At 63.6% G+C, this 14,511-nt stretch carries 10 protein-coding genes; 6 read left to right on the top strand and 4 right to left on the bottom strand.

All coding sequences use genetic code 11. The features are described 5' to 3' along the window. Positions 1-11 precede the first annotated feature (11 nt). Together ACZ6WW_RS11370 and ACZ6WW_RS11375 are read right to left on the bottom strand one after the other, a co-directional pair. The gene (locus ACZ6WW_RS11370) at positions 12-476 is read right to left on the bottom strand and encodes a GNAT family N-acetyltransferase (RefSeq protein ID WP_465274278.1); all 465 of its coding nucleotides are present in this window, start codon (positions 474-476) and stop codon (positions 12-14) included. Next, the gene (locus ACZ6WW_RS11375; RefSeq protein WP_281851075.1) at positions 473-871 is read right to left on the bottom strand and encodes a rhodanese-like domain-containing protein; all 399 of its coding nucleotides are present in this window, start codon (positions 869-871) and stop codon (positions 473-475) included. Before ACZ6WW_RS11375 ends, ACZ6WW_RS11370 begins: the two co-directional genes overlap by 4 nt. A 78-nt stretch (positions 872-949) precedes the next feature. Here ACZ6WW_RS11375 and ftrA point away from each other — a divergent pair, with 78 nt between their 5' ends. From ftrA to ACZ6WW_RS11395, 4 genes are all read left to right on the top strand, one after another. Then, on the top strand, positions 950-1,933 hold the full coding sequence (ftrA, locus tag ACZ6WW_RS11380; protein ID WP_465274279.1) for a transcriptional regulator FtrA: 984 nt from the start codon (positions 950-952) through the stop codon (positions 1,931-1,933). Between the two features lie 42 nt (positions 1,934-1,975). After that, a complete protein-coding gene (locus ACZ6WW_RS11385; protein WP_465274280.1) occupies positions 1,976-2,839 on the top strand; it encodes an EamA family transporter in 864 nt (287 codons plus the stop codon). Between the two features lie 74 nt (positions 2,840-2,913). Next, complete coding sequence (locus ACZ6WW_RS11390; RefSeq protein ID WP_465274281.1) at positions 2,914-4,524, top strand: S10 family peptidase; 1,611 nt, start codon at positions 2,914-2,916, stop codon at positions 4,522-4,524. Positions 4,525-4,724: 200 nt separating this feature from the next. Beyond that, complete coding sequence (locus ACZ6WW_RS11395; protein ID WP_281851071.1) at positions 4,725-5,096, top strand: nuclear transport factor 2 family protein; 372 nt, start codon at positions 4,725-4,727, stop codon at positions 5,094-5,096. Here the strand turns inward: ACZ6WW_RS11395 and ACZ6WW_RS11400 are convergent. Then, a complete protein-coding gene (locus tag ACZ6WW_RS11400; RefSeq protein WP_465274282.1) occupies positions 5,084-9,409 on the bottom strand; it encodes a DEAD/DEAH box helicase in 4,326 nt (1,441 codons plus the stop codon). The genes ACZ6WW_RS11395 and ACZ6WW_RS11400 overlap by 13 nt on opposite strands. A gap of 188 nt (positions 9,410-9,597) precedes the next feature. Here ACZ6WW_RS11400 and ACZ6WW_RS11405 point away from each other — a divergent pair, with 188 nt between their 5' ends. Next, a complete protein-coding gene (locus ACZ6WW_RS11405; RefSeq protein WP_465274283.1) occupies positions 9,598-11,838 on the top strand; it encodes a TonB-dependent receptor in 2,241 nt (746 codons plus the stop codon). Between the two features lie 150 nt (positions 11,839-11,988). Further along, a complete protein-coding gene (locus ACZ6WW_RS11410) occupies positions 11,989-12,792 on the top strand; it encodes an alpha/beta hydrolase (RefSeq protein WP_465274500.1) in 804 nt (267 codons plus the stop codon). Positions 12,793-12,979: 187 nt separating this feature from the next. Here the strand turns inward: ACZ6WW_RS11410 and ACZ6WW_RS11415 are convergent, their stop codons facing one another. Then, the gene (locus tag ACZ6WW_RS11415) at positions 12,980-14,443 is read right to left on the bottom strand and encodes an HD domain-containing phosphohydrolase (RefSeq protein ID WP_465274284.1); all 1,464 of its coding nucleotides are present in this window, start codon (positions 14,441-14,443) and stop codon (positions 12,980-12,982) included. Positions 14,444-14,511 lie beyond the last annotated feature (68 nt).

The following is a 14,511-nucleotide window of genomic DNA, read 5'->3' on the forward strand; positions in this document are numbered from 1 at the left end:
CGACGCGCGGCTCACTGACCGGCGTCGAGCCTTAGTGTATAGCGTCGCTTGAGTAATTCGTTCGCGCCCAGTCTGCGATAGAAGCGCGCTGCGTCTTCGTTCCAGTCCGGCGTCTGCCACTGCATGCTCAGGCAGCCACGGGCATGCGCGAAATCCCTGAGTCGATGCCACAGCTCACGACCGATACCATGACCACGCCAACCTGTCCGTACGAACAGGCAGTCCATGTGCAGGTAGGTGGCGCGGTCGAGCGTGGAAAAATCCAGCGTGGCGCTGGCGTATCCGACGATCGCGTCATCGACCTGGGCGAGCCATAGGTACAGTCGTGGCGGTGTCGTCACAAGCGCCGCCGGCAGCATGTCCAGTCGCGCTTGTTGCGCATGATCCAGGCGCTCGAACGCGGCGTGTTCTGCCATCAGCGGCAGCACAGCGGCGACGTCCTCTGGCGCGGCGGGCCGAATTGTGAACTCGATCATGCGCCGCGCGCCAGGCCAAAACCCTCGTCGATCCAGCCGGTCAGCCCTCCGATCATTTCCTTCACCGGCCGGCCAAGCTGCGCCAGCTTTATCGCCGCCTTGTTGGCGCCGTTACAGTGAGGTCCGGCGCAATACACCACGAACAAGGTGTCGGCCGGGTACTCGGCCAATCGTTGCTCACTGATCGTGCGCGTCGGCACATTCAGCGCACCGGGCACATGCCCGGCGGCGTACAGGGTGGGTGTGCGCACGTCGAGCAGAATGAAGTCCTTCTGCTCATGGTGGGTCGCGTAGTACACATCCGCACAATCGGTTTCGAACGTAAGGCGAGCCTCGAAATGGGCCAGCGCCTGCTGGCTGGGTGCGGCGGAAACACGTTGAACGACGGTTGGCATGATGCAACTCCTGGTGGCGGTGCGTTGCAGTCTGGGCACTGGCGCCGCTGGCGGACATTGGCAAGAATGCCAGTCACCATGAAGAAACCGCCAAAACGTCCCCGCCCCGCCAACGGGCCTGCCAACCGCCACGTCGCCGCGTTGGTGTACGACGGTCTGTGCAGCTTCGAGTACGGCATTGCCGTGGAAATGTTCGGGCTGGCCCGACCGGAGTTCGATCACTGGTATAGCTTCGGCTCTTATGCGGTCGATCGCGGCAGCATGCGCGCTGCCGGTGGCCTGCAATTGCGCGCCGAGGCCACCCTGGATGGATTGGCGCAGGCCGGCACGATCATCGTGCCGGGTTGGCGCGGCGCCGACGCGGTGCCACCGGAGCGTCTGCTCGACGCGCTCCGTGCTGCGCATGCGCGTGGCGCGCGGTTGGTGTCGTTCTGTTCCGGCGTGTTTGTGCTGGCCGCCACCGGGTTGCTCGATGGCCGCCGTGCCAGCACGCATTGGCGTTACGCCGACGCCCTGGCTGCACGTTATCCGCATGTGCGGATCGAGCCGGACGTGCTGTATGTCGATGAGGGCCAACTGCTCACGTCGGCAGGTAGCGCGGCGGCGATCGATCTCTCCTTGCACTTGATCCGGCGGGACTACGGCCCGCGCATCGCCAACCAGGTAGCGCGTCGAGCGGTGGTGCCGACGCATCGCGATGGCGGACAAGCCCAGTTCATTCCGTCGCCGCTACCCGAACAGGGCGCGGCACTGGGCAAGTTACTGGAATGGATGCGCAAGCATCTGGACCAGCCTCTCGCATTACCTGAGCTTGCCGAACGCGCGCGCATGAGCGAACGCACGCTGCTGCGTCGCTTCGAGGAAGCGACCGGGCATTCGCCCAAGCAGTGGCTGACGCAAGAGCGCCTGGCGCGTGCGCGGGAGATGCTCGAAGGTAGTGACCTGGCAGTCGAGCAAATTGCCGATGCCTGCGGCTTCGGCAGTGCCGATACGTTACGGCATCACTTTCGTCGGTCACTGCAATTGAGCCCCGCCCGCTATCGCGAACGCTTCGCGCACTGAGCATCGTCGTATCCTTAGGCATCTTTTTTTGGCGCGCGATTCATGATCTACGTTTTATTGAGCGTTCTATGCAGCGTCTGGGTATCGGTGATGCTCAAGCTGGCACGGCGACGCGGGTTCGACGTCGGGCAGGCAATTGCCTGGAACTATGTCGCTACCAGCGTGCTGACGGTCTGGATCTTTCGGCCATCGCTTGACGCCTTGAAGGGCCCGCACGTCCCCTGGGTTGGCATGGTCGGGCTGGGTATCCTGCTGCCGACGATCTTCATGGCGCTGGCCGCCTCGGTGCGCAACGCCGGCATCGTGCGTACCGATACCGCGCAACGCCTGTCCCTGCTTATCTCCCTGCTGGCGGCGTTCTTGCTGTTCGGCGAGCAGCCGACCGCGATCAAGCTGGCTGGGCTGGCGTTGGGCTTCATCGCCCTGCTGTGCATGCTGTGGCGCGGGGAACAGTCCACGGCGCAGGCTGGTAACGGCTGGTACTGGCCGTTGGTGGTGTTCGCGGGCTTCGGTGCGATCGACATTCTGCTGAAGCTGGTGGCGCAGGCAGGTGTACCGTTTGCGGCCTCGCTGCTGACGGCCTTTGTGCTGTCTTTTCTGGTCGCCATGGCGATCTTCCTGTGGCGCTGCGTACGCGGGCAGACGCGCCCAAGCCTGCGCGACGCGGTCGGCGGCTTGATCCTGGGCCTGGTCAACTTCGGCAATATCGTTTTCTACGTGCGTGCCCATCAGGCGCTGGCGCAACATCCTGCGCTGGTGTTCGCCAGCATGAACCTGGGCGTGGTGCTGCTCGGTGCCCTGGTCGGCAGCCTGGGCTTCGGCGAACGGCTACGCCCCATCAATGTCCTGGGTCTCCTGCTCGCGTTCGCCGCCATCGGTGTGCTGGGCTATGCCGCACAGGCATGACTTCTGGGGTGGGAAAGCGGGCTTGCGGTGTCCGTACTCTGGACTATCCCCGCCGTCATCCAGGAACGCCCACGATGCGCAAGCTGCCTCTCGCCGCCGCTCTTACCGCTCTCATGCTGTGCTCGGCCATCCACGCCAAAGAGCATGACGACAAGGACAAGAAGGACAAGCCTGACGACAAGGCCGAGGCCGCGCTGATCAAGCCGCAGTCCTCTGAAAGCGAGGGCTCGGTCAGCGTCGAAGGCAAACGCGTCGACTACAAGGCTGTTGCCGGCACGCTGGTATTGCATGGCAGCGGCGACAAGGAAGACGAGCCGCAGATCAGCATGTTCTACACCGCCTATTTCAAGAAAGGCGTCGAGGCGGGCAAGCGACCGATCACCTTCATCTATAACGGCGGGCCCGGTTCGGCGACGGTGTGGCTGCATATGGGCGCCTTTGGCCCCAAGCGTGTCGTCACCAGCGATGATAGCCATACGCCTGCAGCGCCCTATGGTCTGGTCAACAACGACTACAGCCTGCTCGACGCATCGGATCTGGTGTTTATCGATGCACCGGGTGCGGGCTTCAGTCGTCTCATTGCCAACGACGACGACAAAGGCAAGCGCGACGAGCAAATGAAGGATCGACGCAAGAGCACCTACAGCGTCGACGGCGACGGTCATGCCTTCGCCCAGTTCATTACCCAGTTCCTGTCCCGGTATGGCCGCTGGAACTCCCCGAAATATCTGTTCGGCGAGAGTTATGGCACCACGCGTTCGGCGGTGGTTTCCAACATTCTGGAAAACGAAGACAGCGTCGACCTCAACGGGGTGATCCTGCTTTCGCAGATCCTGAGCTTCGACAACAGCATCGACGGCCCGCAGTTCAATCCGGGCGTGGACGCGCCGTACATCACGGCGCTGCCGACCTTCGCTGCGACGGCGTTTTATCATCATAAGCTGCCGCAACAGCCGGCACAGCTCGAGCCGTTCCTGCGCGAGGTCGAACAGTTCGCGATCGGCGACTATGCCCAGGCATTGATGGCCGGCTCGCGTCTGGATGCCGGTCGCAAGCAAGCCGTCGCGGAGAAGCTGCATCAGTACACCGGCCTGCCGACCGATTATCTCTTGCGCGCCAATCTGCGCGTAACCGGTGGCATGTTCGAGCACCAGTTGCAGAACGATGGCGGCCTCACCACCGGTCGTCTCGACAGCCGTTTCTCGGGACCGTCGCTCGACCCGATGGCCAAGGATTCGGAATACGATCCGCAGTCTTCGGCGATCAGCTCGGCGTACGTCGCTGCATTCAACGACTATGTGCGTAAGCAGCTCAAGTTCGGCGAGAACATGAACTATCGTCTATTCGCCGACGTCGACCACTGGGATTTTGCGCACAAGGCACCCGGTGTCGAAGGCGAGGCCTTGCAGCAGTCGACCAATGTGATGCCGGACCTGGCCACGGCGATGAAGACCAATCCGAACTTGAAGGTACTGTTGAACGGCGGTTATTACGACCTGGCGACGCCGTACTTCGCCGCCGATTATGAAATGCACCATCTGCCGATTCCCGATGCATTGCAGGCCAATATCACCTATGCGTGGTATCCGTCCGGGCATATGGTTTACGCGAACCAGGATTCGCTGAAGATGTTGCATGACAATGTGGCGAAGTTTATTGGTGAGACGGATAACGTAAAGCGGTGAGCGCTTCGTGAGCGCCCGGCCCCCTCACCCCAGCCCTCTCCCCCCGCAGAGCCAGGGGAGAGGGGGCACACTGAGGCAAGTTTGAATCCTGCGCGCTTTTAGCTCCCTCTCCCCTGGCTCTGCCCGGGGGACAGGGTTGGGGTGAGGGGGCTCTGGACTCTCAAGCTACTATTAGCACCAGCCCCCCAAAGACATCCCTCATGCGCCAGCTCATCGACCGCTACCTCGACGCCTACAACCGCAAGGACGTCGAGGCCATGCTCACCACCATGCACCGCGAAGTCGTCTTCGAAAACTACACCGCCAACACGCTGAGCGTGCGCACCCTGGGCATCGACGAACTGCGCCACCTCGCCGAGAGCTCCCGCCATCTGTTCTCGGCGCGACATCAGACGATCACCGAGTACCGCGAATTCGAAGGCACGGCTTACGTAAAGGTCTTCTTCGAAGGCACCTTCGGCATCGACCTGCCCAACGGCATCCGCGCCGGCCAGAGCATGGCCTTAAATGGCCGCAGCGAGTTTCGCGAACGCGATGGCCTGTTGATCTATATCGCCGATCACAGCGAGTGACCGGCAGCCAGACTCTCGAAGGTCGCCGTCTCGTAGCCGGGGCGGCGCAATAAGGCATTGCGCCATAGCTGTTGCTGACGGGACCCGCTCTCCACCAGCCATTGCGGCTTGTTCGCCACCAGCGCCGCCACCGCTACGCCATCCTCGTAAAGCACGCGCGTGCCGATCACGGCGGGCAGCTTGTCGCCGCTGAGTACGGTGCCGACCAGGTTGAGCGGATCGCAACCGCTCAGGACGACCAGTTCGCCGTCGTTCTCGCGCTTGCTGGCGGCACGCAATTGCGGGATGGCTTCAGGCAGCGCGAATTGTTCGCCGACCAGTCCCTCGACGAAACGTCCGCCACGGATTTCGCCGCGCGCCTCAAGTCGGTGATACACGCGCAGCAGTTCGCGCCATGTCGGCAACCATGAGGCCTCGCGTTCGAGCAGCTTCCAGAACACCACGCCATAGCGACGCAGCAGGGAGCGCGCGATGTGCTCGATGGTGTCCGGATCGTGTTTTCCGGTAGCGACGGGCTGTCGCACCAACGACCAGCGGCCCGCATCTTCGATGCCGCTCAGCATATGGCGGCGCGCGCGCCGGTGACGCGGCGCTTCGCGTTTGGCCGCGGGCAGCAACAATGCGCGCAGACCGGCGAAACTGTCGGCACTGACACGACCGGCAGACACCAGCTCGCCCAGTGCATCTTCCAGTTCGGTACGCAGCAGATGCGTGGAATCCATGAGCTCGTCGAAGAACAACGCACCCTGAGCGGCCAGCGCGTCGGCAACAGCTTGCGCACGCGAGGACAACAATGTCTCCTGCGACTGTGTGTTCGCGGCGATGGCGCTCCATGTGGCCACGCTCCGACGCGGCAACAGCACGATCGGTGTGGCACGGACGGGCCCGTTGCTGCCGCCGCCGGTGCGCAGGCGATTCCAGGCGACACGGCCTGCGCGGCATTGTTCGTCGAGCCATTGAATGGCGTAGTCGTCGATGCGTGTGGGCAGTAACTCGGTTTCCCACGCACCGGCCGCGGCTTCGAATCCTTCGAGCTGGTTGATGATGGCCGGCAGCGCGTCGGGGCCGTTCAGGCGTGCATCGGGCGCCACGTGCTGCCACTGGAACAGGAAGCGCATTAGCTGGCGACGACTGACCGGTTCGATTTCGCGGCGCAATCGGCCGATGGTGTAGCGATGAATGCGCGCCAGCAGATGGCGTTCGCACCATTGCACATCCTGGACGCCGGGACTGAAATGTCCCTGGATCACGTAGCCTTCCGATTGCAGGCGGATCAAGGCGTGCTCGACATCGCTGCGTTCAACTTGCAGTGATTCGGCGAGGCTGGCGGCATCGACGGGGCCCAGGCCGACCAGACGACCGCGTACCAGTTCGAGCAGCGCATCTTCACGCGTCCACGCTTGCGCCGCGTATTCGGCAGGCGCTTCGATGGGTGGGTCGATGCTGGCATCGCCATGCACGGCCTGCCACATCGGCAGCTTTTCAGCGGCGATCCACAGCGATGCGCGTGCCTGCTTTGGTGTCAGCGCGGTGGCGCGATGGTGTTTCGCCAACGCCTGCAGATAGTTATCCCAACCTTGGTTTTCCTGTGCCTCGGTATCGCTGACGAAACCCAGCACGCTCAAGGCTTCATGCATTTCGTCCGCACTGCGTACCTGCGGCCATGCTTCGCCGCGGACTGCAGCAATCGCCTCGGGATCGAGCTTGGCCAGATCGCCGGCATCCTCGATCTCGCCGCCGCGGCGCGATTGCACGGCAAGCGTACGGCGTTCCTCCAGCGGTGCATCGTCGAGATAGGCATACGGTGCGGCGGTGAGCACCTCGCTGGCGAGCGGGCTGGGTGCCGTAAGGTCGCGGGCGACCACCCGAATCGCGCCGCCTTCGAGACCGCGCAGGATATGCAACAGGCCGTCGACATCCATTGCCTCGCGCAGGCAGTCGTACATGGTCTGGTTGACCAGCGGGTGATCGGGAATCTGTCGTTCGCCAACGATGTTTTCCAGGCAGGCGACCTGATCGGGAAACACCGTCGCCAGCAGATCCTCGCTCTTCATGCGCTGCAACTGCGGCGGCACTTTGCGGCCACCCTGGAAACGCGGAAGCGCCAGCGACGTGGTGGCATTCCAGCGCCAGCGTACGGGAAACAGCGGCGCGTCGAGCAGCGCCTGAACCAGCACGTGCTCGGCGGTGTTGGAATGCAGATAGCGCGCGACCTCTTCGAGCGGAAAACTGTGGCTGGTCGACAACGACAGTACGATCGCATCTTCGGTCGCCGCCGCCTGCAATTCGAAATTGAACTGCCGGCAGAATCGCTTGCGCAGCGCCAGACCCCAGGCACGATTGATGCGGCTGCCGTACGGTGTGTGGATCACCAGCTGGGTGCCACCCGATTCGTCGAAGAATCGCTCGAACACAAGCGTGTGCTGTGTCGGCAGCACGCCAAGGGCGAGCTGGGCCTTGGCCAGGTAATCGGCAAGCTGTTGGGCGGCCGCTGCGTTCATGCCCAGCGTTTCGGTCAGCCATTTCAGCGCCTGCGGGACACCGCCTTCGTCGAGCTGCGTGCCTATCTCTTCGCGTAGACGCGATACGCCGAGGGATAACTCGTCGCTACGCCCAGGGGCCTCGCCCAGCCAGAAAGGAATGCTTGGCGGCACGCCATGCGCGTCTTCTACGCGCAGGCGGTCGCGTTCGACGCGCAGGATGCGATAGCTGGTGTTGCCGAGCTGGAAGATATCGCCGGCAAGGCTTTCCACGGCAAAGTCTTCGTGCACGCTGCCGATCACCGTCGCCTGCGGTTCGAGTACCACCAGGTAATCGGCGGTATCGGGAATGGCGCCGCCGGAAGTAATGGCGGTAAGGCGTGCGCCTCGCCGTGCGCGCAGCTGGCGGTGCACGGCATCACGGTGGATATATGCCGCACGCGCACCGCGTCGCGTGGTGAAACCATCGGCCAGCATACGGATGGTTTCGTCGAACTGCGCGCGCGTCAGCTCACGATAGGGGTGAGCGCGGCGCACCAGGTCGAACAGCGCGTCTTCGTTCCATTCCTGCGCGGCGACTTCGGCAACGATCTGCTGTGCCAGCACGTCCAGCGGTGCGGGCGGCACGAACAGCGCATCGAGCTCGCCCCGCCGTACGCAATCGAGCAGGGCCGTGCATTCGACCAGGTCGTCGCGACTGGTGGGAAACAGGCGAGCCTTGGGCGTGCCATTGACCGCGTGACCGGAACGTCCCGCGCGTTGCAAGAACGCCGCGATGGAGCGCGGTGATTGCAATTGGCAGACCAGGTCGACATCGCCGATATCGATACCCAACTCCAGCGATGCGGTGGCCACCAGCACTTTCAGATCGCCACGTTTCAACCGTTGTTCGGCATCGAGGCGTTGTTCCTTGGCCAGACTGCCGTGATGCGCGGCGACGAATTCTTTACCCAATCGTTCGGACAGATGCCGCGCTACGCGCTCGGCCATGCGTCGCGTATTGACGAAGACCAGCGTGGTGCGATGTTCTTCGACCAGGTTGGCGACCTGGTTGTAGATCAGTTCCCAGGCATCGTTGGACATCACTGCTTCGAGCGGCACCGGTGGCACGGCAATCGCCAGGTCGCGCTCGCGCGTATGGCCGACATCGACGATATGGCATTCATCGTGCGAGGCGCCGGTCAGGAATCGCGCGACTTCCTCGATCGGCTTCTGCGTGGCGGACAAGCCGATGCGCAACAATGGCCGTTGGCAGAGTGATTCGAGCCGCTCCAATGACAGGGCGAGATGTGAGCCGCGCTTGCTGCCGGCCAGCGCATGAATTTCGTCCACGATCACGGTGCGCGTGTCGCTCAGCATGCTGCGGCCCGATTCGGAGCCGAGCAGGATGTACAGCGACTCGGGCGTGGTCACCAGGATATGCGGCGATTGCTTGCGCATCAGTGTGCGCTCGGCCTGCGGCGTATCGCCGGTACGTACGGCCGTGCGGATGACGACATCGGGCAGACCGAGTTTCTCCAGCTCCGCGCGGATCCCTTCCAGCGGCGCCTCCAGATTGATGCGAATGTCGTTGGACAGCGCTTTCAGCGGCGAGACGTAGACCACGGTCGTGGCGTCGGCCAGCGTGCCACCGTTAGCCACGCCCTCGCGCACCAGGCCGTCGATCGCGGCCAGGAAGGCGGTCAGGGTCTTGCCCGAGCCGGTCGGCGCCGCCACCAGGGTGTCGCGGCCCTGTCGGATCGCAGGCCACGCAGCCGTCTGCGCGGCCGTGGGGGCCGGGAACACGCTGCTGAACCAGCTGGCGACGGCGGGATGAAATTCGAGTAAAGGCATGGACTTAGGTCCGCCGGACGGGGTGGCGGGTGGTCCGATCATAAATGGGGGCGGCAACGCATAAGCAAAGCCTTCGTGAAAGGTTGCGCTGCACCGCCGCAGGAACATGTGACAATAGCGTGTCACCGCGGCGCCATCGGAGTAAGCCGCGGGTCGCCAATCCACACTTTTTCGGGGAACTACAAGCCATGTCCGTCGCCCGCTCGCCGCGTTATGCCGTGCTCGCGCTGTCCATTGCCACCGCCTTCGCGGCATCGGCCGTTGTCGCGCAAGATGCTGCCCCCACGCAGCCTTCGACCAAAGCCACCGAACTGCAGACGATCAACGTCACCGCCGAAAAGCGCGTGGAAAACCTGCAGAAGGTGCCGATCTCGCTCACGGTGCTCACCCCCGACAAGCTCGAGGCATTCGGCGAAGCCGGCGACGGCGTGCTCCAGCTCGCGTCGCGTGCGCCCAGCGTCTATGCAGAAACCTCGTATGGCCGTATTTTCCCGCGCTTCTACATCCGCGGCCTGGGCAATAGCGACTTCGACCTCAACGGTTCGCAACCCGTGTCGATGGTGTACGACGACATCGTGCAGGAAAACCCGATCCTCAAAGGCTTCCCGCTGTTCGATCTGGAGCAGGTCGAAGTGCTGCGCGGTCCGCAGGGTTCGCTGTTCGGCCGCAACTCGCCGGCCGGCGTGATCAAGTTCGATTCGAAAAAGCCGAGCCAGGAAACCACCGGCTATGCCAAGGCCTCGTACGGTTCGCTCGGTACGGCGAATGTCGAAGCGGCTCTCGGTGGCGCGTTGAGCTCGCACTGGTCCGGCCGCGTGTCGGCGCTGGCGCAGCACCGCGATGGCTGGATCGACAACAACTACACCGGCAAGAAGGACGCGTTGGGCGGTTATAACGACCGCGCCGTGCGCGCGCAGGCGCTGTACGAAGACGGCGACTTCAGTGCGCTGATCAACGTGCACGCACGCTGGCTCGACGGTTCGGCCACGGTCAATCGTGGCAATGCGATCGAGCTGGGCAGCGACACCTTCGTGCCCGGCTTCAATCGCGACCAGGTCACCCAGGACGGCCGCAACCGCCAGCACCTGTTCACCTGGGGCAGCAACCTGCATCTGAACTGGAATATCGGCGATTACACCTTCACCTCGATCACCGGTCTGGAACGCGCCACGATGTATAGCCTGGGCGACGTCGACGGCGGCATCGCCGTGGCCAAGACGCCGGCGCAGCAGCAGTGGGTGACGGCGTTCCCGTCCGAGACCGCCGACGCGCTGCCGCACGATCGCCAGATCACGCAGGAATTCCGCCTGGCCAGCAATCCGCAGGACCAGTGGAACTGGCAGGTCGGCACGTATTACTTCAACGAAGACATCGCGATCGCCAACTACGACTACAACACGTTGAACAATCACGCGTTGGATGGCTTCGCCGTGCAGAAGCAGCGCACCACCGCCTGGGCGCTGTTCGGTTCGACCGATTACAAGATCAACGACGACTTCGATATCCGGGCCGGTGCGCGCTGGTCGCATGATTCGCGCGATTATCACGTCGATCGTTTCCTCTCGCCGATCGGCGGTGGCCCGCTGAGCCTGGCCGCTTCGCCGCACGACGCACGCTGGAGCGGTGACGTCACCGGTACCTGGACGCTGAGCCCCAACGTCAACGTCTACGCGCGCATCGCCAACGGCTTCCGCGCACCGAGCGTGCAGGGCCGCGTGCTGTTTGCCGATACCATCTCGCAGGCCAAGCCCGAGACGATCACCAGCTACGAGCTGGGCCTGAAGAGCACCAGCTGGAACAACCGCATCCGTCTGAATGCGGACGTGTACTCGTACACCATGCACAACGAGCAGCTCACCGCGGTGGGCGGCGACATCAACACCACGCGCCTGATCAACGCGCGCAAGACCGAAGGCTACGGCGCCGAGTTCGACCTGGAGGGCTACCTCACGCCCAACTTCATCGTTACCGCCGGCGGCAGCTACAACCACACCGAGCTCAAGGACAAGGACCTGTCGGTGGCGATCTGCGGTGCAGGTTGTACCGTGCTCGATCCGCTCAATGCCCAGGGCAATGCGTTGATCGACGGCAACTCGCTGCCCAATGCCCCCAAGTGGATCGGTACGGTGACCGCGCGCTATGGCATCCCGTACGGGAACAGCGGCGAGTTCTTCATCTACACCGACTGGAACTACCGCAGCGAAGTCAATTTCTTCCTGTACGACTCGGCCGAGTTCCGCGGCAAGCCGCTGCTCGAGGGTGGCCTGCGTCTGGGCTACAACTGGAACTACGGCAAGCAGGAAGTGGCGCTGTACGGCCGCAACATCACCAACCGCCGCCAGATCATCGGTGCGATCGACTTCGACAACCGCACTGCCTTCGTCAACGACCCGCGCGTGATCGGCGTGGAGTTCAAGACCGAGCTGTAAGCCCCGCGCATCGGTCCACGAGCCCTTGGCCGTGGACCGATGCAGTAGGCGCCACCTCACGTTAAACTCGCCCGGACGCATGGACCCAAGGCGAGAGGCGCAGTGAATCATCCCGGCGAGTTCGTCAGCGAAACCCAAACCACACTGACGATGGCCGACGGACAGGTTCTGTACGTGCGCGACTGGCCACACGCCAGCCCGCGCGGCTCGATCCTGCTGGTACACGGCCTGGGCGAACATAGCGGCCGCTATGCCAGGCTGGCGCAATGGCTGCATCTTCGTGGCTACGCCGTGCGCTGCTACGACCAGCGCGGTCATGGCCAGACAGCCGGCCCACGCGGTGCGATCAAGCATGGCGACGATCTGCTGCAGGATCTGGCCGCGGTCTATGACGACTACGCCTCGACCCAGCCGAGCAAGCCGTTCCTGCTGGGTCACAGCATGGGTGGCCTGGTCGCCGTGCGTACCGTACTGGACGGCCGCATCAGGCCACCGGCGCTGATGCTTTCATCGCCCGCGCTACGCACCCATGAATCCCGTTTCATGCAGCACGTGGCACATCTTCTGACCCGCGCCCTGCCCAACCTGCCGCTGCCGAATGGCCTGCCGTTCGACAAGCTGTCGCATGAGCCCCAGACCGTAACGGCCTATCGTGAAGACCCGCTGCGACACGGCTGGATCACGCCGAGACTCGCGGATTTTATTTTCCGCGCCGGCGCCGCATCGATTGCCGATGCCTCGCAGCTGAAGACACCTACCTTGCTGTTAGTAGCCGGCAGCGACGAACTGGTCGACCCCGCAGGCAGCCGCGATTTCGCCAGCGGCGCGTGGGCCACGCGGCAACTGACCACACGCTTCTTCGATACGCTCTATCACGAGCTGTTTAATGAGGCGGAGCCGGCGCGAAGCCAGGTGCTGAAGCAGCTGGGGGATTGGCTGCAGAAGTTGCATTGATTCCCTGGGGTGAGGAACGAGTAGAAGCTATAGCTCCATACTTCGCCTCGCCCTCACCCACTCGTCATTCCGGCGCAGGCCGGAATCCATTCCTCAGTCTCCCGCTCGTCAGGCAACGTTTCGCAAGCGGAAACGCCGACGAGTAGATTCCGGCCTGCGCCGGAATGACGAACTAGGCGAGACCGAGTCACAAAAACCCAAGCGACGCCCCCTTCAACGTAGCCGCCGCTCGCGTAGAACACCGCAACTTCCGAAAAATACTCTCCACATGCGTCCCAACAGTACTGGGACTAAGCGCCAGCTCCCGCGCCGCCTCCTTGTTACTCGCCCCACGACTGATCGACCGCAACACATCCATCTCACGCGAAGACAACCGTACATCGCTCACCCGATAACGTTGCCCCTGTTGAGGACTCGACGACACCAGCGCCTCGACAACATCGACATCGAAGCGCCCTTGCCCTGCCTCTTCGCGTAACAACGCCGTTGCCGCCGCAGCGGAAAATGCCGCCCTCCAGGGACGAGCCGAACGCAATGCCACCCACGCCAACGATGCGGCGATCACGCGCGCCTCCAACCCGATGGCATGGCTCCCGAGACCACGAAAGTAACCCGAGCCATCCAGCCGCTCATAGGCGTATGACGCCAGCTCCGAAGCGCGCTCCAGCGCACCGGACTGCTTGCCGGCACGAGACGCCCAGTACGGCACCAGGCGCAGCTTTTCCCAGGACGAAGAAGACAGCGACCCAGGCGTATTCCAGATAACGTTGGGCACGGCGGCGCGGCCCAGGCCGTGGATCAACGCAGCGAGATAGACACGATGGCGGACCTCCGTGCCCACACTCAAGCGTTCGCAACAGGCGGCAGCGGTGGCGGCGCAACTGCGCGAATAACCGGTCATCCATGGAAGCTTGAGGTCGATGACGTCGGCGATCAGTTCGGGCGCGGCGGTCTCACGCATGGCCGGGGTCAGCAAGGCGTCGTCCAGTTGCGCGGGCGATAGTCGACCCAGTTGCGACAGCCATGTTTCCGCCATTGGAAACAACAGCTCGGCCAGTGCTTTGGGATAACGCACATCCGCACGCTGAGCGATCAAACTCTGTGCGCGCTCCAGGCCGTAGGTGCGATGGAAGATTTCCAGGTCCCCGGCCAGTGCGATTACGGGAACAGGCGCCGGGATCGCGTCGCGGTCGAGGTGATCGGGCAGCCCGTGGCCATCGAAGGTTTCGAAGATATGGCGCAACGCCAGTTCGGTGCCGGGTGCAAGCCTGAGCATGCTCGCGACCTCGCCGGACACTTCACAATGGATCTGCACCAGCGGGGTGACGGCGACCTCCATGCCGCCATGCGCATCCAATGGCGCGGCCCAGCCAGGCTGGGCGGCCAGCATCGCTTCGCGGCCGCCGACATCGTCGCCAAGCACGTGCGCAAAGCCGCTCGCGTTGGCGGTGCAGCCGGACCAGCGCAGCAGCGATGCCTCGGCGACGGCATGGCGGCTGCCGTCATCAAAGCCGGCTGCGTGTGCCAGCTGCAGCGCAAGCCATGCCGTGCGCAGCGAGTGATCGGTCGGCTGGCCCATGCTCAGGTCGCCGATAAAGGCCAATGCCTTGACGGCGTCGAAGCAGCGGATGTCGGGAGCGGGATGATCCATAGTCGCGCACTATAGGTGCGTGGTGGGCGGAGCGGGGGTCGGTTGATCACCCGATACCGCGTGACAGG

The sequence above is a fragment of the Dyella sp. NPDC103356 genome, assembly GCF_055584465.1.